This is a genomic window from Paenibacillus sp. FSL L8-0470, assembly GCF_038008625.1.
Taxonomy (GTDB): Bacteria; Bacillota; Bacilli; order Paenibacillales; family Paenibacillaceae; genus Paenibacillus_AQ.
Map to the genome: position 1 here is coordinate 1,609,847 of NZ_JBBOZM010000001.1, position 24,495 is coordinate 1,634,341.

A 24,495-nucleotide genomic window follows, 5' to 3' on the forward strand; every position below is an offset into this window, starting at 1 on the left:
AATTATAAGCGAATGGCTTGAAAGGCTCTTACTTCAGGTTGTATGATCAAAATAACAACAGAAAACAAAATGAAAACACATGAAAACAACGTGAATTATTAGGAGGGCAAGTTATGATTAATAGAGTTTATTTAGACCGGGAAAAGACTAAATATAAAGGCAACCTGCATCTTCATACCACTTGGTCGGATGGCAGTTTACCTGCAGTACAAGTAGTAGAAGCTTTTAAAGCCAAGGGCTATCATTTCATTTCGATTACCGACCACGATATTTATGCCAGAACGGAAGAATTCAATACGGTTGACTTTGTCACTCTCCCAGGGATGGAACGAGGGGGATTAAACCAGGTTGCAGATAAAAATCCAGGCTACCATTTCGGTGTGTTAAATGATCCTACCGCAGATTCAGAGCTGGAAAGATTCGAACATTTAGAGCAGTTCCCGGTGCCGATTCCATGGGTAGGGGACCACTCGCCCCAACTGCTTATTGACGAAATGCGAGCGCACGGGAATTTGGTCATCTTCAACCATCCGGAATGGCACTTGACTCGATTTGAGGACATGGTTAAATATGATGGATTTTTCGCAATAGAGATTTACAACCATGCTACGGAGTGGTCGACTACAAGCTCTTATGGCGCAGCTTATTGGGATCATGCGCTGCAGAATGGCAAACGAGTATTCGGTATTGCCGCGGATGATTCTCACGAACATGATCCAAATTGGAGAATTCCTGAATACGGAGGAGGCTGGGTACAGGTGCAATCGACAGCGCTGAACCCAGTGGATCTTGTGAACAGCTTGAAGCAAGGTGAATTTTATTCCAGCAGCGGTCCGGAAATTTACGATCTGCGAGTGGTGGACGGTGAACTTATGATCGAGTGCTCTCCCTGTAAATTTATTATGTTTAAATCTTTTCCCCAAAGAGGAGCTTTTTTAGGGGATTTTGAGAGCGGTGAGCCCTTGACCCAAGCGTCCATGGAGGTCGATAAGGATATGCAATATATCCGAGTGGAATGTATTGACTTTGCAGGGAAGGTGGCATGGTCCAACCCTGTATTTGTATCCGATTTGCTGCAGGGAGGAGAATAGCTATGCAATCAAAAATCTATTTAGACGAGAGTAAGCGCAAATTTAAAGGGAATCTCCATACCCATTCAACTCGCAGCGATGGGCAATATGCTCCTGAGGTTGTAATCGAAGCTTATAAGAATAAGGGTTATGACTTCATGTGTTTAAGCGATCATGAAATTTATTTCAAATCCGATAGCTATGACGACGAAAAATTTATCATGCTGGATGGTTATGAAATGGCATGTGAAATGAGCCGGAAAGAAACGGGCCAGCAATACCATATACACGGGCTTTTCGATAAATCGTTAGGCTCAGAATACGGATTCGAGCACGACGAAGAACATGCGAAGCCTGAATATAAAAGCTTGGATACGATTCAGACCCTGATTGAAGAGATGAGGCATAAAGGGAATTTAATTATTATGAATCATCCGGAATGGTCCAGAAACCGCGCTGAGGATTTGTTGAAGCTAGAGAACTATTTTGCGGTAGAAATCTATAATCACCAGTCCGAAATCGACGAAGCTGTGGGGTACGGCGTTCGCCATTGGGATTATTTACTGAAGAACGGGCGTAAAGTGTTCGGCGTGGCTGCCGATGATGCTCATGGAGGGCGAATAGATGAGGTCATCTCGGAATTTTTCGGTGGATGGATTTCGGTCGATGCGGACAAGCTGGAGCAGCAAACGTTGATCACGGCGCTAAAGAGCGGACAGTTCTATTCTTCACAGGGACCGGAAATTCTGGATCTGCGGGTAGAGAATGGCTTCTTGCAAATCAAATGCTCACCGGTAAAATTCATTAAGTTTATTACACATCCCAATAATGGGCGTGCGTTATATAACAAAGATGCTTCACCCATTACCAGCGGCGGGTTCAAGATAGAGGGTACAGAGCAATATATTCGCGTGGAATGCATTGATTTCGAAGGGAATATTGCCTGGTCAAATCCAATTTTTCCGGATGAGCTGCAATAGGGGCAGAGATGAGCGGTTCTGAATTTCGTAAAGATATGAAGAGGTTAGTCATCCCCTCCGTACTTCAAATGCTACTCGGGAATTCATTTTCTTTGATCAACACATTAATGGTCGGAGGATTAGGGGATACGGCGATTGCCATAACGGCTGCAGTGGGTCAAATCAGCTTTATTCTTGGGATGCTTCTTGCAGCGATTTATGGTATTTCAGCTTACATTACACAATTTTATGGAGTAAAAGACTTTGTAAATGTTAAAAAAGCATTTGCTCTTATGCTGATCTCAAGCATCCTCCTTTCATTGATTGTATTTATGCTTGTCTCTGTGTTTAAAGCGCCGTTAATCGCACTTTTTATCCAGGATGAACCGGCAATCGCCTATGGCATTCAATATTTATCTGTGATCGTATTCGTTTTCTTAATTAATTCTATTAAAGATGCTTTTAGCAACTCATTGGGTTCGATAGGTAAGGTGAAGCTGACTCTGATTGTTGGGGTTATGGGTATGTTCGTCAATATTTTACTGGACTATGCACTTATTTATGGAAAGCTTGGTTTTCCTGTGTACGGTATTGTTGGAGCGGCCTGGTCAACCTTAATATCCTCTATGCTCAGCGCGGTTATTCTATTAGGTTACGTCTATTGGAACAAATATTATTTCAATGTCACGCTGAAAGAAGTTCTTTCTATCCGCTGGGATTTCGCCCGGAAAATATACATAACCACACTGCCGCTCTTGTTCCATGAAGGGATGTGGTCGGTTGGCAATATGTTATATGCGGTAGCCTTTGGTCATTTAGGAGTGGCTGCTCTAGCAACTTACCAATTAGCGCTCACGTTTAACCGATATTTCATGATGGGGATTTTCGGATTTGCCTACGCAGCCAGAGTCATGATTGGCGAGAAGTTAAGTCAAGTCGAATCGGGTGAATACCTTATCTATGCCCGTAAATTCACACGGATTGCCCTCTATTCGGGGGTAGTCGTTGGAGCTCTTATATTGCTGCTAAATCCGTACATTGTACATCTATTCCCCAACATTAGCATTGAGGTGCGAACCTCCTTCCGGCATGTGATGGTCATTCAAGCTGTAGTGATGATCATGTTCTTCTTAAATAACCTGTGGATTGTCGGCATGTTCAGAGCGGGCGGCGATAACCTGTACACAATGAAGCTGGTATTAGTCACAACCTGGCTGATTGCACTACCGTTAGTGTTTGTTGGAGTATATGTCTTCCACCTGCCCGTCGAGATCGTGTATATGCTGTTCGTTTTCGAGGAAGTTGCGAAGGCAGGTTTTGGCTATTTCAGATACAGATCGAATAAATGGGCAAGAAATCTTGTTCGAAATATGTAGGAGGGATTACGATGGGAGACCACTATTTGTTATTAACACCGGGACCGTTATCCACAACACCTTCCGTCAAAGCAGTGATGCTGAAGGACTGGTGTACCTGGGATGATAGTTATAAACATATCGTTCAGTTGATTCGGAGCAAGTTACTTCATGTAGGCAGAGCCTTGGAAGCCCGTTATACGTCAGTGTTAATGCAAGGAAGTGGAACCTTTGGAATCGAAGCAACGATTGGAACGGTTATCCCCCAGGATGGCAAACTCCTTATTCTGGCTAATGGAGCGTATGGCAAACGGATCGAGCAAATTGCGCGAATACTCGGAATTGGTTGCCGAACGTTAGAATTCGCCCCGAACCAGATTATTGATGTAGAGCAAGTGGATACCTTGATGAAGCAAGATCCAGCGATAACCCATGTTGCGTTCGTACATTGTGAGACAACGACAGGTATTCTTAATCCGCTCGAACAGCTGGTACAGACGATTAAGGGGCACGGGAAAATAGCTATTGTCGATGCCATGAGCAGCTTTGGAGGGATACCGGTAGAAGTTGAGAAGTGGGGCATTGATTACTTAGTCAGCAGCTCGAATAAATGTATTCAAGGCGTACCTGGCTTCAGCTTTGTTCTCTGTAACAAGGATGAATTGGCAAAGTGTAAGCACAATGCAAGGTCATTATCATTAGATCTGTATGATCAATGGCAAGTGATGGAGCAGGAGGAGGGGAAGTGGCGGTTCACCTCTCCGACGCATGTGGTACGGGCTTTCTCTCAGGCCTTAGTTGAATTAGAGGCAGAAGGCGGAGTCGAGCGGCGTTATGTCAGATATCTTGAGAATCAACAAACATTAGTTCATTTAATGGAAAGTGCGGGATTTAAAGCATACCTTCCCGAACCGCTGCAGTCACCGATTATCACTACGTTCAGGTATCCGGACTTTGAGCATTTCAGCTTTGAGTCTATGTATCTCTTTCTGAAGGAGCGAGGGTATGTAATCTATCCAGGTAAATTAAGCGACGTACAAGTATTCCGGATCGGTTCAATTGGCGATGTGCATCTAGAAGATATGGTGGGTTTGTGTGCGGCAATATTGTCCTATGCGACAAACAATGGGGAATGAATGGAGAGCGATTCGTTTATGAAAGTACAAGGACTAATATTGGACTGGGCCGGAACGACGGTCGATTATGGATGTATGGCTCCCGTGCATGTGTTCTTCGATATCTTCCGGATGATTGGGATCGAACCGGCGATGGAAGAAGTCAGAGCTCCAATGGGGTGCTTAAAATGGGATCATATCAAGATGATGCTGGAAATGCCGCGGATTCGCAGCCAATTTGAAGAAAAGATGGGGCGTCCATTCACTGACAGCGATGTGGATCAGCTGCACGATGCTTTTGAACCGAAGCTACTTGAAATCTTACATCGATTTGCTGAACCTATTGAGTATGTTGTCGATACCGTGAAGCAGCTTAGAAAGTCAGGGTTACGAATTGGCGGGACGACAGGATATAACGACACCATGATGCAAATTGTCGCAAGCAGGGCAGAGATGAATGGTTACGCACCAGATTACTGGCTGACTCCTGATTCTGTCCATGGCAGAGGGCGCCCGTATCCTTATATGATCTACGCGAATATGATTCATCTGGATATGGGCATGCCTTCTCAAATCGTAAAAGTAGGGGATACGAAGTCGGACATGCAAGAGGCAAGAAATGCCGGAGTATGGGCAGTTGGCATCGTTAAAGGCAGCTCCATATTAGGTTTGACGCAGGAAGAAGTGAATGAGCTGGAGCCGGCTGCTTTGAAGCTTCTAGTTGAAGCGGCCAAGCAGCAGTTTATCGAGTATGGAGCGCATGAGGTTATTGAGGATATGTCTCAGCTGCCTGGCCTCATTGAAACGATTAACAGCCGTTTGCTGGGAGGGGACAGCCCTCATGGATATTAAGGCTTATCAGAGAAGTGAAGGAGACATTAATCTATCGGCAGAACGCGAGCAATGGCAAGAAACGAATTTAAGCCGCCACACTAGAGATGTTCTAGAAGAAGACAGCCGCTACTTTCTGCATCAATCGATGTCAACGCCTTGTTTGAACGTAATTACAAATGCTGAAGGCATCTATTTAGAAGATCTGGACGGCCGGAAATATATGGATTTTCACGGTAACAGCGTGCATCAGGTTGGGCATAAGAATAGTTATGTTATTGATGCGGTCAAGAAGCAATTGGACGAGCTGTCTTTTCTGCCGCGGCGTTATACGAGTCCGGTTGCAGTTCAATTAGCACGCAAGCTCGTGGAGCTGGCACCTGGTGATCTGAATAAGGTGTTATTCACACCTGGGGGTACAAGTGCCATCGGAATCGCGATGAAGCTTGTTCGTAAAGCGACGGGAAACTTCAAGACCATTTCTACTTGGGACTCTTTCCACGGGGCAAGCCTAGATGCGATTTCTGTTGGAGGAGAAGGTGTATTCCGAAACCATATGGGACCCTTGCTGCCGGGAACAGAGCATATGATGCCTTATAATTCCTATCGCAGCTTCTATGGGAATTCCGATCCTGACGGCTCGAAAACCCTTGATTATCTGGAATACATGTTGAAGCGGGAGGCAGATGTCGGGGCAGTCATTATGGAGCCGGTACGCAGCACAGATGTACAGGTTCCGCCGAAGGCGTATTTCCAAAGATTACGTCAAATATGCGATGAATCCGGTGTTCTGCTTGTGCTGGATGAAATTCCAACAGCCCTCGGGAGAACCGGCAAAATGTTCGTTCATGAGCATTACGATATTGTTCCGGATATTGTGGTTATTGGCAAAGGGCTTGGGGGCGGATTATTTCCAATGGCGGGCATCATTGCACGTGAAGGCTTGGATGTGGCTCATGATATATCCCTCGGGCATTATACCCATGAGAAAAGCTCAGTAGGTTGTGCCGCTGCTTTGGCAACAATCGAATATATTGAGCAGCATGGATTGCTCGAGCATGCGGAGCGAATGGGAGTTTATCTGGAGCGGGAGCTGATGGCAATGATGAATAGACATGAAGTCATTGGGGATGTCCGGGTGATTGGAATGCTCGCTGCGATTGAGCTGGTTACCGATCGCCAAACGAAGAAAGAGGCGGTAGAAGGGGCAGAAAAGGTTATGTACCGCTGTATGGAGATGGGACTGAGCTTTAAGGTTTCTAATGGCAATGTGTTAACCTTGGTGCCGCCCTTAATTACAACTCAAGGGCAGCTGCAGCATGCCCTCCAGTGTATTGAAACGGCTATCTCGCAAGTGTTTCCACGATAAACAACATAAAAACATAATAAAACAACATAAAAACATATATTTAACGTGGAATTAATCCTCTTATTACACTCTATTCTTATACTAATATTGTACTGGATTATAAAAAATGGGATGAGGGGAAATGGAGATGCGGACCAAATTATCCATGCTATTTGTAGTATTACTAGGATTGACTGTGGTATTGGGAGCATGTAGTGCGAAGAATAATACGGGGAAAGAAACAGCTTCTGCAGCAGATGTTCAGAATAAAGCTAATGCACCGAAGGATGCCAAGACGAAAGAAATTATTAAAATCAGTGTAGGTGAGGACGATTACGGTGCCCGGATGTCAAACTATACAGCTGCTTTTAAAGCCTTAAATGAAGAGTTGACGGCACAAGGCAAAAATGTAGAAGTAGTTGCCGACATTTTGCCGGCTGTTGGTGATGATGAACTTGTTCTGCAAGCCCAAGCCGGCCAATACCGCGATATTTCAATGAATTCAAGCCTGGATATTGGCTGGGAACTGGATGCAGGACTTATTCAACCTATGGATTGGCTGAAGGAGTCAGAGGTATTCAAAACTCTTCCACAAAATCTATGGGATATCATGGAATACCAAGGGCATGTATATGGTGCAATTCAGGATATGGATGCTTCCCCTCTGTATATAAATAAAACTGCTTTAAAAAAGCTGGGTTGGTCGGATGCGGATATTGAAGGACTTCCGGATCGGGTGCTTAAAGGTGATTGGACGATGGCGGATATGCTGAACATCGCTGCTGAAGCTGTTGAGAAAAAGGTGACGAAGTACGGCTTGGTAAGTGATGGGCTGGACAACATCAGTGTTCAGGATATCAACAACCAAATGATGGGCTTTGAGCCATACGATCAGGAACAAAGTAAAGTGATTTTCGATAAAAAGGGCATTACAGATACTTATAGTTTTTGGGAGAAAGGAATTAAGAGTGGCGCCATTACGAAAGACTTTGCCGCATTGGAAGATGTGGGCTTCGGATATTATGTCAACGGGGATGTCATGTTTTTCATTGGAGGGACCGGTTCATACAATAGTATGAAGGAAGCTTATGGGAAAACGGATAAGGAATTCGAGGATTGGTTTTATGCAAACAGTACCTTTACTCTAATTCCGGCTGGAAGTAAGGGCGGGGAACCGGGTTCACTGGCCAATCCGCGTCTGTATTACGTCAGCTCCAAGGTAGATGAGAATAAAATGCCTTATGTTCAACGAATCATTGAATTGGCAATGGCTCCAAATTTACAAATGGACCACACCATAGCCTCAGGCAAACTGCCGGTAACAAAATCGGGACAAGAAGATCCGCGGTTTAAGGATTCCAGATTTCTACATGATGTAGCGTACATGCTGGATTATACCAAGGTACGTCCGCCGCATCTTGCTTACCCTGATTATTTGAAGCAGCAAATTAAAGGTCTTGAAGCAATCATGGTTAATGGTGCGTCGGCAGAAGAAGCCTATAAGTTATTCGAAGAAAACTATAAGCAAAATGTGGATCAGGACCAAGTCATTTTCAGATAGCCGGCAGCAACATTTTCGATAATAGATGAAACAACGGCTTGCATAGTGCAGGATTGTAGTCCTCCCTTTGCAAGCCGTACATATGAGAGAGGAAGGGGCCAATGAATTTAGCCAGATTGAAGAAAAAATCTTACCCCTATCTGTTTTTGGCGCCGTTTGCGATCTTAACTTTATTATTCTTTATCATTCCTGCATTTGCGACTATATGGATGTCTACAACAAATCTAGACCGTAAGATGAAGGCGGATTTCATCGGGCTGGGGAATTTCCGGCAGATCCTTGCAGACATTAATTTATTGCCGATCATTAAGATAACCCTGATTTACGTGTTTTTCTCCTTAATCCTTACCGTAGCCTTCAGCTTGCTCTTGGCAATTTGCACGCAGTATCTGGTGAAAAATAAAAGAATAGGTGCCCTTTATCGTGTCATATGGCTGATTCCGAGCACCATGCCTGGCTTAGTCTATGTTGTATTCTGGAAGTATATATTCAACCCGACACCAGGAGGATTTGCGAATAAAGTCATTATGTACTTTGGCCTGGAACAACCGGTATCCTGGTTCAATGAAGCAGGACTACTAATTATTATTGCTGCCGGAGTCATCTCAGGTGCCTCAGGTGGCATGATTCTGTTCTCGGCTTCGATCAATTCCATTCCCGAAGATGTATATAAAGCAGCAAGGGTGGATGGAGCCAAAGACCGTTCTATTATAAAGGACATCATACTTCCTGCATTAAAATGGCCGATTATGTACGTTACGGTGACTTCGACGATCGGATTGTTTGCAAGCTACAATTTTATTCTGCTTGCTACGGGAGGCGGCCCCGTGTTTGATACCACAACGTTAGCTCTCTATGGCTACCAGCAGGCCTTTAATCGGTTGGAGTATGGATATGGTGCTGCTATATCGGTTATAGTGGTCATTATTTCACTTCTGCTAACACTGTTGTTATTTAGGATATTTGATTTCAATAAACTGATTCGTCCTCCCCGGATAGAAGACTGACCATACTAGATAAGAGTGGTGAAACCCTGTGAGCTTATGGAAATTCAGCAAACGGAATATGATTCATTTCTTCATGGTCCTGTTAATGCTGCCTATCATTTTTATGATCATTTGGTTATTTGTATCGTCGGTATACAACTATAATTCAGGGAGATTGTCTTGGGAGAATTGGCAGTTTTTAAGGAGATCTTTTGTTCTTGAAGGAATTAGTTTTCCGATGATTTGGCCGATTGTGATGAATACGGTTGTATTTGGGCTGCTCATCACGGTGATTGACCTTCTGGTCGCGGTTCCAGCAGCGTATGCCTTTTCCAGGTTGAATTTTGTTGGCAAAGGATTTGCTTTGAAATTCCTGTTTATTATGGGGTCCTTTCCCGGAATTACATTATTGATTACAAGCTTCTTTATAATGATGTACTTAGGGCTGCTCAACACCGTATTTGCAGTTGTTGTGCTGTCGGCAGCAGGAATGATTCCTTGGCATGTGTATATTCTGAAGGGATTTTTTGATGAAGTCTCCTGGGACTTGGAATTCTCCGGCATGATCGACGGGTGCAGCCGGTTCAAATGTCTTTATCAGATTATTCTGCCGAATATGCTGTCGGGTATTTCAGCGATCGCCATTTATGCTTTTATGGGGGCTTACGGGGAATGGCTGCTAATCAAGCTGTTTATTTTCGATAACACCAAATTGACGCTTGCCGGTTACCTGGCCAAACTGATTTTTACAGATGATGATAAGGTTACAAATATTGGGCTAATTACAGCTATTGGACTCTTCTATACCATTCCAATCGGCATATTTTATCTATTCACCCAACGGACGATGATGAAGGTGACCATAGGAGGTTCCAAAGGCGTATGATAAAACTAGAGGGTATATCGAAGAAATTTGGCGATTCAACAGCGCTGGAGAATGTCAGCTTGGATATTAAGCGGGGGGAGTTTGTCGCGCTTCTAGGGCCATCCGGCTGCGGCAAGTCAACCACGTTAATGATTCTGGCCGGACTTCTGCAGCCTACGAGCGGAAAGGTGTATTTTGACGGGAAGATTGTAAATCATGTGGAGCCTAAGGACAGGGATATCGGGATGGTATTTCAAAGTTACGCGCTCTATCCGCATATGACTGTCCTTGATAATATTGCATTTCCATTAAAGCAACGGAAAGTGAAGAAAAAAGAACGTTATCAAAAAGCCCAAGAGATTGCTGCAATGCTGCAGATTGATCAATTGACAGACCGGATGCCAAGCCAGCTCTCAGGCGGACAGCAACAGCGGGTAGCGATGGCCCGGGCACTTGCTAAAGACCCCTTGTTCCTGCTGCTGGATGAACCTATGTCAAATCTGGATGCCCGCTTAAAGGTTGATGTCCGCGACGAAATCCGGCGCCTGCAGCTAAAACTGGGGATTACAACGATTATTGTGACCCATGATCAGGAAGAAGCGATGGCGGTGGCTGATAAAATCGCGATCCTGCAAAATGGTAAAATTCAGCAGTATGGTACACCGGATGAGTTATTTATGAAGCCTGTTAATTTGTTTGTCGCACACTTTATGGGGAATCCGCCAATGAACATCCTGAAATGTGATCTGCTCCGCAACGGAACTGAACGTGTTTTGCGTGGAGACGGCTTTGACTATAAGCTTTTATCGACTAAAAAATTGAATGCTGAATTTAAAGGAACAAAGGTAGCCTTAGGGGCAAGGCCTCATCATCTTCAGATTTCCAAAGTACAGCTGGAGAATAGTATTCCGGCGAAGGTCGTGCTGGTCGAACAGCTTGGGCGGGAGAAATTGATCAAGGTCATGTTGGGCGATAATGAAAACACGACGAATTTTATTCGTATATTAAGCCCTTCGGATCTGAATGTGTCGTATAATGAACGTATTTATCTTACACTAGACTCTGAGGCTATTCATATTTTCGATGAAGAAACCGGCAAGGTTATCACCTAAATGGAAAAAGAGTGTAGTTATACAATGCTAAAAAAAGGGAGGGAGCAAGTTGTCGCTTGCTGGGGAGGATAGAAAGATCAGTATTATGAATCTGCTTAATGAGAAGGGCAAAGTGATTGCCAGAGAGCTTTCTTTGCTCTTTGAAGTTTCAACGGAAACGATTCGAAGAGATCTCGATGAGCTGGAAAAAGAAAATAAATTAAAAAAAATATATGGCGGTGCAGTTAAGTTCAAGGTAGGAATGGAGCCTCCGCTTTATGAAAGAGAATTATTAAACGCTGAAGCTAAGAGCAAGATCGGGCTTCTCGCTGCGGAATTAATTGATCACAACGATGTGATTATAATAGATGAAGGAAGTACGGCTCTGCAAATTATTCATTTCTTAGAGGGCAAGCATAATGTAACGATATTGACCAACTCTATACCAGCGATGATGTTACTGATTGAAAACAAAAAACGCGGGGCCTTCGACGGTAAGATTATTTTGATAGGCGGAGAAGTCAACGTAAAACACTTGCGGGTATCCGGTCCGATTGCTGAGAAAATTATGGAGGATTTCTATGTCAATAAATCCTTTATTTCTGTGGATGGTGTTTCCTTGGAGTATGGGATAACAAGCTATGACTACGAGCAGGCGGTACTGACCAGGGAATTAATTCGTTGTTCAGAGACAGTGATTGTAGTTGCAGATGAGTCGAAAATCGCTAAACGAACATTAGCCAAAATTGTTGATTTTCATGAGGTGCATGTGATCGTTTCCGACCAAGCGCCTCCAAACGGTTGGATTCCGAAGCTCAAGGATAGCGACGTCAGATGGATCCATCCTTAGGGGTTATAACTTTGCTATATAAGTTGAACTTTAGATTTACCGATCCGGCATAGAACGCAACTGCAGTGAATGTTTGGACTTCCGGCCGCTGCCCTTCTCCCGATTTCTTGATTTGTACCGCTATTTTGCGGTTGAAATCCGGAGACAAAGGCGGTCGCTATCGCTCCTACAGTTCCAAAATTCCCCTCCGCTGCTTTAGCCTCTAGGCAGTTCTTTAGTTCAAATTATATAGATTAAATTGAAAATCATAAGTTTTTAATTTACAAAGGGTTATGGTGTGAGTTTCAACGAAAGGAGTTTATTATGAAACAGGATTGGAAAGCGGTTCAGATCATCATAGTAATCTTAATAGTAACAGATGGATTTAAAAATTTTTATAATTTAACAAGTGCAACCCATTCAATCGGTTTCAACACTTCTTTAACAACCTCTTTCTACTACTTCCCATTTATTGTGCTATCAGTGTGTTTAATACTTTCTATTGCTTTATTTTTTATTACAAAAAGAAATAGGTTTTACAGATTGTCAAGTGGGTCTATTCTTTTATACGGCTTATATACAATTATTTTCACTCTGGTGACATTATCACCTTCAATCAGTGATTACTGGTACATTATGATTATAGGATTAATGTTGGGATTCATCGAATTTACTGTCGGCAAAAAAATGCTCAAAAACTGATTGCAAACTTGGCAAGTGGAGGTATACTAACGTTGATGCTAATGATTTCATTTGCGACGCGGATTGTACACGGGAGTCGTGTTGACGCACGGCTCTTTTATATTCTTATCTTATCACACCAAAGAGTATACCTAAAACCCTGTTATAATAGCCCGTACCTATTTCTCCCGTACAGGCACTTCTAGGCATCTACCCACATACAATAAAAGGACCATGAACCCGTAGTTCTCATTGCTGATCGGTTTCATTGTACATGTGCGGGAGGTGTCGCCAAGTTGCCAGGAATCATAAGCACGATAGCACTACTGATCAAAGAACTGACGCTGCTGGTATCGTACGTAAGAAACAACGCTTTTCCCCAGCCGCTCTCGGAGCAGGATGAAAGCAAATACTTAGGGATGATGGCTGAGGGCGACGCTAAGGCTCGTAACTTGCTAATCGAACACAATTTGCGTTTAGTTGCCCACATAGTAAAAAAATTCGACAATACAGGGGAAGATATGGAGGATCTCATCTCCATCGGCACGATCGGACTGATCAAGGCCATTGAAAGTTACCGTCCGAACAAGGGCACGAAGCTCGCGACCTTTGCAGCCCGCTGTATTGAAAACGAAATCCTGATGCATCTCCGTTCACTTAAAAAGACCCGGAAGGATGTATCCCTTCACGATCCGATTGGGACTGACAAAGAAGGTAATGAAATTACCCTGATTGATATCCTCGGTTCCGAGGCAGATGATGTTATTAAGGAAGTCGACCTTAAAATCGAGAAGAGCAAGATCTATCGCAACCTTGATATATTGGATGAACGTGAGAAGGAAGTCGTCGTCGGCCGCTTCGGGCTGGATACCGGCGGTGAAGAGCGGACGCAGCGGGAGATTGCGAAGGATCTGGGGATCTCGCGGAGTTATGTGTCGCGGATTGAGAAGAGAGCGCTGATGAAGCTTTATCATGAGTTTTATAAGGCGAAGCGGTGAGATCACAAGCTACAAGGTAGTACTGATAACAATAGAGTGTATAGGAAGCGACTTGTCTGCGGATGAGTTGCTTTTTTGTTTTAGTCGCTGCTCATATTCGTCCATACTTGTGTGCGATACACCGTATGTGCTTAATATGTTCAGGGGCATGGTTGATGAATTATAAATATACAATAGAGTCTTTCGCAGAGGAAGTGAGACATTCATACCGGGAATATGTGACTCCTTACGGGGGGCTGATTCCGGCGATTCCGTACGATGATATCAAACTGGACCACCGCTTGCTTGTAAACGACAAGCACCGTCCGCAATACCATATCAGTCCTCCGCAACATTGGATGAACGAACCGCACGCGCCAATCTACTTTAATAGGCATGATCCGCATGGCCCGTATTTGCATACGCTTCATTGGGGCCATTGGGTTAGCAATGACCTAGCACAGTCATCAAATCACCCGAATGACAATAATATTTGACAAAAGCTTCTAGTGAAAATATATTATATAGTAAGTAATCGTTTACTTCAATGAACACAGTGGGAATAACAATTGAGGTATCGGATATGCTTAATGCGAAACGAGACAGGTGTAATGTAGATGACTGAAAAAAAGAATGTCAGTATCAAAGATGTGGCTTTAAGGGCTAATGTATCTACAGCTACTGTTTCCCATGTCATTAACGGAACGCGGTTTGTATCCAATGAGACGAAACAGAAAGTGAATCTTGCAATGAATGAGTTGAACTTTCGAATCAATTCGGTAGCCCGCTCATTGCGCAGCCGCAAGTCGTATATTATTGCGTTTCTTGCACCGATCCTTGCTTCAGAAACTTCCAACTTTTACTTTATGTCGGTAGCAGCCGGAGTTCAAAGCGTATTGAAACAAAGGGGCTATCACCTGATCTTGAATGACTCCAGTGACAATGTGGAAGTGGAAAATAAAGAAATCGGGATGTTTGATTCACAAATGATTGACGGACTGATCGTGGCTCCGGCCAGCAGGGATTGCGATTACGAGCGTTTGTTCGGAGATTATCCAGTGGTCTATATTGATAGAGTCCCTAATCAGTGTGAACGAGATTCCGTACTCATTGACAACAAAAGTGCGACTAAGGAAGCAATGCAAAAGATTCTGGACAAAGGCCACCAAAAAATTGCTTTTCTATCCGGCCCCCTTTCGGTTACGACAACGATTGAACGGTATGAGGGGTATTCTGAAACGTTGGTGAGCGCAGGTCTTAAATTGGATGATTCATTGATTCGCTTTGGAGATGTGAGCTTTGAGAACGGATACAGAAACATGGGGGATCTGCTGGAGATGAATCCAACAGCTATTTTTGTAACGGATAATGTGATGGCAATGGGCGCGATGACGTATCTGCAAGACCATTCGATTCGTATACCGGACCAGTTAGCCGTTGTTGGCTTTGATGATTTTCAGTGGACCCGGGTCACTCATCCCCCGTTAACCGTTATCCAACAGCCATCGTTCCAGCTTGGTGTAAAAACTGCCGAAGTGATATTACAGAGAATTGAGGACGGCACTTCTGGAAAAGAGGAACATCGCTTAAAAGCCAATTTCCTGGTCAGACAATCGCTCTGACTTTTTTTTGAAAATAAAGTAAACGATTACGCAAACAATTAACTCTTTCGCTATCAGGAGATTTCTTAACAGGTGTTTTCTCCTCAGTGTAAAGAGTTTTTTTATAAAGGTAATGTAAGCGTTACCATTGCATTATTTTCTTTGCTGTAATTCAATCTGAGAGGGGGGGATGTATACCGCATAGTACATTTATTATGGTAAATTCAATTTTTAATGCTTGAAGGGAAACGATTAAAAGTTCATTGCCAAGTATTGGTGGAAAATATTAAAGGGATACGGATAATGGTTAGTGTGCTTGCTGCTTTGTTAATGATGCCTTATGGGATCTATCACCTAAAGTTGAAGCTGCGGCCAAAGGTTTTATAAATAAACCGAACAGGGAGCTATTCCCTGACCGTTTTTCATTGAATGAACCAAATATTGAGCAATCGGAAGAAGAACTTCAAGGGGAAGAAAATTTATTGACAACGCTATCAAAAACAAATAAAATCAATTGTATAAAAACGATTACGTAAACGATTACTCGTCTTTGTAATCAGGGTTTTGGCAAGTGTGGCTATACTAAAAACAAGTTCGTTTATTTTAAATAATCGGAGCACATGTCAACTTTACCATTTGGAGCGGGGGAGCTTACAAAATTATAGAAAAAGCTCTTTTCTATTACGTAATCGTTTACCTTGGAGATGGAGGAAAATACATGCTTGGGAAAATGAAAAAGAATTATGAATTGTATTTATTGATTTTAATCCCAATAGCCTATTTTACAGTTTTTAAGTATTGGCCTATGTATGGGGTACAAATCGCTTTTAAAGACTTTGTAGCTTCCAAAGGGGTTTGGGGCAGTGAGTGGGTAGGGTTAGAACATTTTCAACGCTTTTTTGAATCGTACAATTTTAAGCAAATCGTAGGAAATACTATTTTGCTAAGCTTGCTCAATTTGGCTATAGTTTTTCCCTTCCCCATTATTGTAGCCATTATGCTGAATCAATTGAGACAGCAGAAGATGAAAAAGTTCATTCAAACTGCGATTTACGCCCCGTATTTCATTTCAACTGTCGTATTGGTCGGAATGCTGTTCATCTTCCTGTCCCCTACCAGCGGGTTGGTTAATCATATTGTAACCGCCTTCGGCGGCGAACCGATTATGTTTATGGGTGAGGAGAAATGGTTCAGGCCTCTGTACATATTCTCATCCGTTTGGCAGGAAACCGGATTTGCGTCAGTTATATATTTGGCTGCCCTAGCAGGGATCGACCCCCATTTGCATGAAGCGGCTGTTATGGATGGTGCTTCCAAGTGGCATCGAATTCGTCATATTGATTTACCGGGTATTGCTCCTACCATTATTGTTTTGTTCATCATGGCTGTAGGAAATCTAATGAACGTCGGGTTTGAAAAGGCATTTCTTATGCAGACTGATTTGAATGTCGCTACCTCCGAAATTATTCCGACTTATGTATACAAGGTGGGGATTCAGCGAGCGGAATACAGCTTTTCGGCTGCAATCGGACTGTTTAACTCCGTGATAAACCTAATACTACTGGTCATTGTGAATAAAACAACTAAAAAAATAAGCGGCAAGGGCTTGTTTTAGGCGTGAAGAACGCTTGCTAAGAGGAGGAGAGAAACCATGTTAAAGAGAAAAACGAAATCGGATCTGGCATTTGATATAATCAATTATTTGTTTTTAGGCTGCTTCACTTTAATGATTCTGTATCCCTTATATTTTATAGTGATCGCTTCCATCAGTGACCCGAACAAGATTTATTCCGGTGATGTATGGTTATTACCGCAAAATATAACCTTTGACGGATATAAAAGAATTTTCAGCGACAGTTCAATATGGAACGGCTATAAGAATTCCATTCTTTACGCGGTGCTGAATGGATTTGTCAGCACAGCTCTCGTCATTATGGCGGCTTATCCGCTTTCGAGGAAAGATTTTTACGGCAGAAACGCAATTATGACCTTTTTCATCATTACAATGTTCTTTAATGGCGGCATTATTCCTACTTATCTGGTTGTAAAGGATCTGCATTTGATGAACTCGATGTGGGCAGTCATTCTCCCTGGTGCAATGGATGCATTCCTGATTATCATTGCAAAAACCTTCTTCGAGGAATTGCCTGAAGAGCTGAGAGAGGCAGCCGCCATTGATGGAGCGAGGAATCTTAGATATTTATGGAGCATTGTCCTTCCCTTATCTAAACCGATTATTGCAGTTCTTGTCCTCTTCGCTGTCGTACGCCAATGGAACGGATTCTTCGATGCTCTAATCTACTTGAGTGATGGTGATAAGTTTCCGTTGCAACTGGTTCTTCGCAACATTCTAATCCAAAGCCAACCATCCGGGAATATGCTTATGGATATTGATAACATGCTGGCCAAACAGCGTGTGACGGAATTGATCAAGTTCGGAGTTATTATCGTTTCCGCAGTTCCGCTGCTAGCCTTATACCCATTCTTGCAAAGATATTTTGTCAAAGGAGTAATGGTGGGTTCGGTGAAAGGATGAGACCTAGCTTGTCAGATATTCGTTAAGGAGGTGTTGTGAAGCTGGATAAGAATGGGACTGGCTAATCCCAAATCAAGAAGTATGAAATGAGCAGATTTAACAGGGAGGTTAAGAAGAATGAACAGAAAAGCTGTGGGTCTATTGGCAGCAATGATGGCCGTTTCCGTGTTTGCTACGGCATGTAACAGTAACAATGAAAGCAACAATGGTAAGACAGGTACGAATACAGAGAATAGCGGAAATCAAGCGGATGACAATGCATCCATTCAGTTTCCGCTGAAAGAAAAAACCACCTTAAAGGTGGTTGCACGCAGAGCTCCGCTGGCGCCAAGCGATTATAACGAAATGACCATGGCTAAAAAACTTGAGGAAATGTCAAATGTTCATATCGATTGGAATACCATTGTCGAGACAGATTACAACGAGAAGAAGAATCTGCTCATAGCAAGTGGCGACTTGCCTGAAATGTTCTTCGGAGCCGGGTTCACAGATACAGAGCTGATGAAATACGGTGAGGACGGCACCATTATACCTCTAAATGATCTGATTGACAAACACATGCCTAACTTGAAAGCATTGTTCGACAAGAGACCCGATATCAAAGCCATTGCTACTGCCCCAGACGGCAATATTTATTCCCTTCCTGCGGGTGAGGAGTTAGGCACCGGACAAGAAGAGATTGGTGCTAATCCGGATTTCCTCTATATAAATGAGGATTGGCTGAAAAAGCTGGGGCTGAAAATGCCAACCACTCTGCAGGAATATCATGATGTATTGCTTGCCTTTAAAACCAAAGATCCGAATGGCAACGGAAAAGCAGATGAAATTCCATTATCCTTCGTCAATGCATTCTGGACGGGAGATATCGGTTATCTGTTCGGAGCCTTCGGTGTACCAGACAAAACCTATCAACCTGCTAACAACGCCTACGCTGAACATTTAAATGTGGACAATGGCAAGGTTTCCTACGCAGCTATTCAAGATGGATACAAAGATGCTGTAAACGAGATCGCGAAATGGGTGAAAGAGGGGCTTGTTGATCCGGAATCCTTCACCCAAGAATATACACAATATTATGCAAAAGGGAAGTCGGAGAAGGAAACCCTAGGCTCTTTTCTCTGGTGGGATCATACGGACGTAGTGGGTCCTGAACGTGACAAACATTATCCGATCGTCCCTCCGTTTAAAGATATGGTTGTCAAATGGAACAGTGGTTCCGCACTTTCTAGAGGAGGTTCTGTTATCACGAAAGAAGCAAAAAATCCGGCATTGATTGCTGCATGGCTGGATTTGTTGTACAAACCGGAAACCACAGCCGAAGTCCGTTGGGGCCCTATTGGCGAATGGTTTGAGAAATCTGCCGATGGCAAGCTGATACAGAAGTCTGATATCAGCAATCCGGGTGAGTTCCGTCAAAAAGTATCACTTGGTGGAGGCGGTGTATTCACTGGTGAAGACTTCGAAAACATTGCACCTCCGGAAGCACGGGCACAGCAAAGACTGGATGATATCAAAAATATTTTTGTACCGCAAATGCAGAAGGAGAAATACCCGAATATCTTCTTTACAGAAGACGAGTTGAAGATTATTGAAAAGCTGAAACCAGAGATACAAACTTATACGAACTCCATGCGCGCTAAATTCATGTTGAAAGGGGTTTCTGATTCCGAGTGGAGCGATTACCTGGCCTCGCTTAAAGATATGCGGTTGGACGATTTGATGAAGATATATCAAGAGGGGTATGACCGTTATCTCGCAGCCCTGAAATAAAATTTGATAGGTAAGGCATGTAGCAAGCCTGAATGAGATGCCTTCAATCGGCTTGCTACATATGTTTTTCGGATTAGAATCCTATATATAAATGATGGACTAGGGGTGGAGAAACCATATGGTTGATATAACAGCAATAGGTGAAGTACTGATTGATTTTACTCCTGCAGGCTTGTTCGAAAAGGGGGAGCAGCTATTTGAATGCAATCCTGGCGGCGCCCCTGCGAATGTGGTTGTGGTGTTGTCCAAGCTTGGAAGATCCACGGCAATTATCGGTAAAATCGGTGAAGACCAATTTGGGGAATATCTTACCCGGGTTTTGCGGGAAAATGGTGTGGATACAAAGGGTTTGGTGAAGGAAAAACAAGCCAATACAACGCTGGCTTTTGTCCATCTGAAAGAAGACGGCGACCGTACATTCAGCTTTTACCGCAACCCTGGTGCTGATATGCTTCTGGGAATTGATGATATTGACCTGGAACAGATCAAAGATACGAAAATCTTTCATTTCGGCTCCGTATCTATGACTCATGAGCCTTCTGCGAGTGCAACCCTAAAAGCGTGTACCCAGGCGAAAGAGAATGGAGCGCTCATTTCATTTGATCCCAATCTGAGACCTGCGCTTTGGAAGGATTTGGAGCAGGCGAAAATCAAGATCAAAGAAGGGCTTGCTCTTGCGGATATTGTTAAAATCTCGGAAGAGGAACTTGAGTTTATTACCGGTCTCACGGATTTGGAAGAGGGTACCCATCAAATTCAGACACAATTCAAGGTGAAAGTGATCCTGGTGACCAAGGCTGAAAAAGGGTGCTTCGTTCGGTACGGCTCCGGCTCTAAATGGGCTGATGTGCCAGGGTTCAAAGTTCAAACCGTTGACACCACCGGAGCGGGAGATGCATTCCTGGGCGGGTTCCTCTATCAGCTGCTTGAGAGAGGGGGCAGTATCGACCAGATCAGGGATCAGGACTGGATCCCTATTGTCCGCTTCGCCAACGCGGTGGGTGCTTTGGTAACGACACAAAAGGGAGCCATTCCGGCCATTCCAACCTATAAGGAGATCAATAAACAAATTCAATCAACGGGCACAGATTTGTTCATAGAATCCTACAGACCGCAATTCCATTACTCACCACCGGCAATGTGGATGAATGATCCGAACGGTATGGTTTACTTTGAAGGGGAGTACCATTTGTTGTACCAGCACCATCCGGAAAGCACCGTATGGGGTCCTATGCACTGGGGACATGCGGTGAGCAAGGATTTGGTGAACTGGGAAACACTTCCTGTTGCCATGTCACCGGATCATAACGGTGCCATTTTCTCCGGGAGCGCAGTTGTGGATTGGAAAGATACCAGCGGATTCTTTGAAGGCGGGTCCGGCTTGGTGGCCATATTCACCCATGCGGATATATACCCGGATTCAGACAGACCGAGGCAGCGCCAAAGCTTGGCGTACAGTAAGGATAAAGGCAGAAGCTGGACGTTTTACACGGGAAATCCGATCCTGTCCGATGTCGAAATCACCGACTTTCGTGATCCCAAAGTCTTCTGGATGGAGGAAGCCGGCGTCTGGGTAATGGTACTTGCGTGTGGCGATCATATCCGTTTTTATCGATCTGCTAACTTGAAGGATTGGGATTTTGCCAGCGAATTCGGGAAGTCGGATGGTTCACATTACGGTGTGTGGGAATGTCCGGATTTATTTGAATTATCAATAGATGGATCCAATCAGAAAAGGTGGGTATTGATCGTCAGTATCGGAGACAATCCGGATTATCCAGAAGGCTCCAAAACCCAATATTACATCGGAAGCTTTGATGGCTGGGAATTTGTAAATGATAATGCTCCCGATACGGTGCTGTGGCTGGATGAGGGACGGGATAATTACGCGGCAGTGTCTTGGTCGGACATTCCGGAAGAGGACGGACGGCGCGTGATCATCGGATGGATGAACAACTGGAGGTATGCCAACCAAGCGCCTACTGCTTCCTGGCGGGGTGCAGCGACTCTTCCCCGCGTGTTGTCGCTGACCAGCCGGAATGGCAGTGTAGTTCTTACTCAAATGCCTGTCCAGGAAATAGAGCAGCTGCGGAAAGAATCACACTCCTGGAGTGATGTAGCGGTTACACCTGAGGTCTCTTTTATTCACAAGACTAACGAGGATCTGCTGGAGATTGAAGCGAACATCGATATCCGCTCCGGAGACGAGGTTCATATCCAATTGAAGTCCTCCGGGCAGACTGCGACCATTATCGGATATGACCCTGTGCGCGAATGGCTTTTCATCGACCGGTCCAAATCGGGTCTGACTGATTTCAACCCGTCATTTGCATGCAAGCATGGCGCTAGAGTTGTTCCGGAGAATGGGGGCATCAAGTTGCGTATCTGGCTGGACCGCAGCGCGGTTGAAGTGTTTGCGAATGACGGGCTGGTTGCGCTGACAGATCAAATTTTCCCGGATGACCCGATCGACAATGTTTGGATAAGCACGGAGTCAGGGAGAGCTGAACTGAACTCGCTTCATATCCATACGCTTAATTCCATTTATAAGCCCGAAGGCTGCACAGAGCAGATATCAAGGAGGGTTAATGTATGAGCAAAATCATCGATAATCACGGGCTAATGATGTATTGGGCCTTTGATGAAGGGGCTGGAGCAAGCGCTCTCGAGAGCATATCCCAAATCAAGGATGACATTCAGTATGTGTTTAACCAAGCGGAGTTTACCGAACCCTGTCCTCCCCAGTGGAGACAAGCAGCAAAGGGAACCGGACTCCTGTTCGACGGTTACTCGACTTATATTGCCCATCCGGTCAATGAAGAAGATTCGAATGGCGAACCGCAATATCTTTCTGCGCTAAGCATCGGAGTATGGGTAGCACCCCGCTCCTATGAATGGGGGGAAGGGGGCAAACTGGCCGCCCTTGTGAACCGCTACAACGTGGATCGCAAGCAGGGGTATCTGCTCGGCATGTTTCGTCACGGCTCCTGGTCCTTCCAAGTCGGACTGGAAGGAGGGGACTGGAAAGAGCTGTGGTCTCCTGAAGGCTATGAACTTCCCAAAAATGAATGGTCTTATGTAAATGCCGTGTTCGATGGGGAGCAAGGCGAAATCAAACTGTATTTGAACGGCAGTGAAATCGCTTCGGCTGACCTGCCACGCGGTTCCCGCCTGGCTGAAGCTGCGGACACGGATGTGCTCATCGGCAAGAATAATCACAGCACCCTTCTGGCGGAAGTGTTCAGTCTTCACATGTTCAGTGGTATGCTCGATGAACTCAAGATTTATAATGGTGCCCTAAGCGCGGAAGAGGTGGCCGCTTCATATCGGCAAGTGCTGGATTCCCACGGAGGAGTGCAGCCGCAATTAAAGTACGATGATATCAAGCTCGACCGAACGCCTCTGCTGGCGGACCGGCACAGACCGCAATATCATGTCAGCCCGCCGGCCCATTGGATGAACGAGCCCCATGCGCCGATCTATTTTGACGGGCAATATCACTTGTTCTATCAGCATAACCCGCTTGGGCCGTTCTTTCATCAGATTCATTGGGGACATTGGGTAAGTAAAGACTTGGTGCATTGGCGTGATCTGCCCGTGGCCTTGGCACCCGAGAAGGATCAACTATCACCCGACGGGGCTTGGTCAGGAAGCGCCACCTATGATGCAGACGGCCTGCCTGTTTTGTTCTTTACAGCTGCCAATGACAGTGCATCGCCGAATCAGAGTGTGGCGCTCGCCCGCAGCACCTATTCCCGGGATAAGGACCCGGATCTGGTTCAATGGGTCAAACATCCGGAGCCGCTCATTGTACAGAAGAAGGGGATCGGTGCATTCGGAGATTTCCGTGATCCTTTTGTGTGGAAGGATGATGACGGCTGGTATGCTCTGGTTGGGTCCGGGATCGAAGGCGGAGGCGGAGCAGCATTGGCGTTTGCCTCGCAGGATATGCTGAATTGGACGTACAAAGGGCCATTTTTTGAAGCAGATATTCAGAAGTTCCCTTATCTTGGGCCTATCTGGGAGCTCCCTGTATTTCTTCCTCTGGGCAGTGACAAGCAAGGTGTGAGCAAGTATCTCCTGCTGGTCAGCCCTGTGGGAAAGGGAGCTGATGTCGAGGTGTTCTATTGGATGGGGCAGCTTGACAAGCAAAATCTATCGTTCCTTCCAGATCAAGAGGAGCCGCAATTGATTGACGTCGGCGATTTCCATTTTACCGGCCCAAGCGGTATGGTAGATCCGAAAACTGGCAGAAATATTGTATTCACAATTGCCCAAGGTGACCGTACGTCCGAGCTGGAATATAAATCGGGCTGGGCTCATAACGGAGGTTTGCCGTTAAGCGTGTATTTAAGAGATGACGGGCGATTGGGAATAGAACCGATTCAGGAGCTTCAATCTCTGCGGGGCACCAAGCGGCTATCCTTCCAAGACAAGTCATTGGCTGAAGCTAATGTGCTGCTGGGGGATGTACAAGGCGACATGCTTGAGATTCAACTGGAGATTAAACCAGGCAGTGCTACCCAATTCGGAATCAAGGTTCGCAAATCACCGGATGGGGAAGAAGAAACCCTGTTGTATTATGATCTCAATCAGACCATGCTCTTGGCCGACCGGACAAAAACGACACAACATCCGGGAGAAAAATGCAGCGGGGTTCAGGGTGGTAATCTGGAGCTGCTGGGAGAAAATCTGAAGCTGCTCATCTATTTGGACCGCTCCATGGTCGAAGCGTATGCCAACGGATTGAAAAGTCTGACGACCCGGGTGTATCCGAGCCGCAAGGATGCTCTGGGACTTGAGATCTGGGGCGATGGGGAACCGCTGGTTAAGTCCATGGAAATATGGGATATGCAATCCATATGGTAACGTGAGCGCCTAGGCGCTCCTTACTATACCATACGGGTAATGTTACTAACA

20 protein-coding genes are annotated in these 24,495 nt (G+C 44.7%); all 20 read left to right on the top strand.

What is annotated here, in order from left to right; translation table 11 throughout:
* The first annotated feature begins 113 nt into the window (after positions 1 to 113).
* Positions 114 to 1,091: a PHP domain-containing protein gene (locus NST99_RS07625; protein WP_341090829.1), complete on the top strand. Its 978-nt coding sequence runs from the start codon at positions 114 to 116 to the stop codon at positions 1,089 to 1,091.
* A 2-nt stretch (positions 1,092 to 1,093) separates the two neighbouring features.
* Positions 1,094 to 2,050, top strand: coding sequence for a PHP domain-containing protein (locus tag NST99_RS07630; protein ID WP_341090830.1), 957 nt, complete (start codon positions 1,094 to 1,096; stop codon positions 2,048 to 2,050).
* 35 nt (positions 2,051 to 2,085) lie between these two features.
* Positions 2,086 to 3,405: an MATE family efflux transporter gene (locus NST99_RS07635; RefSeq protein WP_341090832.1), complete on the top strand. Its 1,320-nt coding sequence runs from the start codon at positions 2,086 to 2,088 to the stop codon at positions 3,403 to 3,405.
* An 11-nt stretch (positions 3,406 to 3,416) separates the two neighbouring features.
* A complete protein-coding gene (phnW, locus tag NST99_RS07640) occupies positions 3,417 to 4,520 on the top strand; it encodes a 2-aminoethylphosphonate--pyruvate transaminase (protein ID WP_341090833.1) in 1,104 nt (367 codons plus the stop codon).
* An 18-nt stretch (positions 4,521 to 4,538) separates the two neighbouring features.
* Positions 4,539 to 5,351: a phosphonoacetaldehyde hydrolase gene (phnX, locus tag NST99_RS07645; protein ID WP_341090835.1), complete on the top strand. Its 813-nt coding sequence runs from the start codon at positions 4,539 to 4,541 to the stop codon at positions 5,349 to 5,351.
* Positions 5,341 to 6,699 carry an aspartate aminotransferase family protein gene (locus NST99_RS07650; protein WP_341090837.1) on the top strand — a complete coding sequence of 453 codons (1,359 nt, stop codon included), beginning with the start codon at positions 5,341 to 5,343 and terminating at the stop codon, positions 6,697 to 6,699. The genes phnX and NST99_RS07650 overlap by 11 nt, the downstream gene beginning before the upstream one ends.
* 127 nt (positions 6,700 to 6,826) lie before the next feature.
* On the top strand, positions 6,827 to 8,239 hold the full coding sequence (locus NST99_RS07655) for a hypothetical protein (protein ID WP_341090839.1): 1,413 nt from the start codon (positions 6,827 to 6,829) through the stop codon (positions 8,237 to 8,239).
* Between the two features lie 101 nt (positions 8,240 to 8,340).
* Entirely contained in the window at positions 8,341 to 9,246 is a 906-nt protein-coding gene (locus NST99_RS07660) for a carbohydrate ABC transporter permease (protein WP_341090841.1), read from the top strand.
* A gap of 217 nt (positions 9,247 to 9,463) precedes the next feature.
* The gene (locus NST99_RS07665) at positions 9,464 to 10,111 is read left to right on the top strand and encodes a carbohydrate ABC transporter permease (protein WP_156130827.1); all 648 of its coding nucleotides are present in this window, start codon (positions 9,464 to 9,466) and stop codon (positions 10,109 to 10,111) included.
* Positions 10,108 to 11,202 carry an ABC transporter ATP-binding protein gene (locus tag NST99_RS07670; RefSeq protein ID WP_341090842.1) on the top strand — a complete coding sequence of 365 codons (1,095 nt, stop codon included), beginning with the start codon at positions 10,108 to 10,110 and terminating at the stop codon, positions 11,200 to 11,202. Before NST99_RS07665 ends, NST99_RS07670 begins: the two co-directional genes overlap by 4 nt.
* A 49-nt stretch (positions 11,203 to 11,251) precedes the next feature.
* Positions 11,252 to 12,031, top strand: a complete 780-nt coding sequence (locus NST99_RS07675) for a DeoR/GlpR family DNA-binding transcription regulator (RefSeq protein ID WP_038587416.1) — start codon at positions 11,252 to 11,254, stop codon at positions 12,029 to 12,031.
* A 303-nt stretch (positions 12,032 to 12,334) separates the two neighbouring features.
* Positions 12,335 to 12,712: a hypothetical protein gene (locus NST99_RS07680; protein WP_341090843.1), complete on the top strand. Its 378-nt coding sequence runs from the start codon at positions 12,335 to 12,337 to the stop codon at positions 12,710 to 12,712.
* Between the two features lie 275 nt (positions 12,713 to 12,987).
* Positions 12,988 to 13,689: an RNA polymerase sporulation sigma factor SigK gene (gene sigK, locus NST99_RS07685; RefSeq protein WP_038587424.1), complete on the top strand. Its 702-nt coding sequence runs from the start codon at positions 12,988 to 12,990 to the stop codon at positions 13,687 to 13,689.
* Positions 13,690 to 13,844: 155 nt separating this feature from the next.
* The gene (locus NST99_RS07690) at positions 13,845 to 14,165 is read left to right on the top strand and encodes a hypothetical protein (protein WP_341090845.1); all 321 of its coding nucleotides are present in this window, start codon (positions 13,845 to 13,847) and stop codon (positions 14,163 to 14,165) included.
* A gap of 120 nt (positions 14,166 to 14,285) precedes the next feature.
* The gene (locus tag NST99_RS07695; protein ID WP_341090846.1) at positions 14,286 to 15,290 is read left to right on the top strand and encodes a LacI family DNA-binding transcriptional regulator; all 1,005 of its coding nucleotides are present in this window, start codon (positions 14,286 to 14,288) and stop codon (positions 15,288 to 15,290) included.
* A 697-nt stretch (positions 15,291 to 15,987) separates the two neighbouring features.
* Complete coding sequence (locus NST99_RS07700) at positions 15,988 to 16,884, top strand: ABC transporter permease (protein ID WP_341090847.1); 897 nt, start codon at positions 15,988 to 15,990, stop codon at positions 16,882 to 16,884.
* A 36-nt stretch (positions 16,885 to 16,920) separates the two neighbouring features.
* Positions 16,921 to 17,805 (top strand): carbohydrate ABC transporter permease, encoded by an 885-nt coding sequence (locus tag NST99_RS07705; protein WP_341090848.1) that lies wholly within the window; start codon positions 16,921 to 16,923, stop codon positions 17,803 to 17,805.
* Positions 17,806 to 17,922: 117 nt separating this feature from the next.
* Positions 17,923 to 19,575: an ABC transporter substrate-binding protein gene (locus NST99_RS07710; RefSeq protein WP_341090849.1), complete on the top strand. Its 1,653-nt coding sequence runs from the start codon at positions 17,923 to 17,925 to the stop codon at positions 19,573 to 19,575.
* Positions 19,576 to 19,693: 118 nt separating this feature from the next.
* Positions 19,694 to 22,171, top strand: coding sequence for a PfkB family carbohydrate kinase (locus tag NST99_RS07715; protein WP_341090850.1), 2,478 nt, complete (start codon positions 19,694 to 19,696; stop codon positions 22,169 to 22,171).
* Positions 22,168 to 24,444: a GH32 C-terminal domain-containing protein gene (locus NST99_RS07720; RefSeq protein ID WP_341090853.1), complete on the top strand. Its 2,277-nt coding sequence runs from the start codon at positions 22,168 to 22,170 to the stop codon at positions 24,442 to 24,444. The genes NST99_RS07715 and NST99_RS07720 overlap by 4 nt, the downstream gene beginning before the upstream one ends.
* Positions 24,445 to 24,495 lie beyond the last annotated feature (51 nt).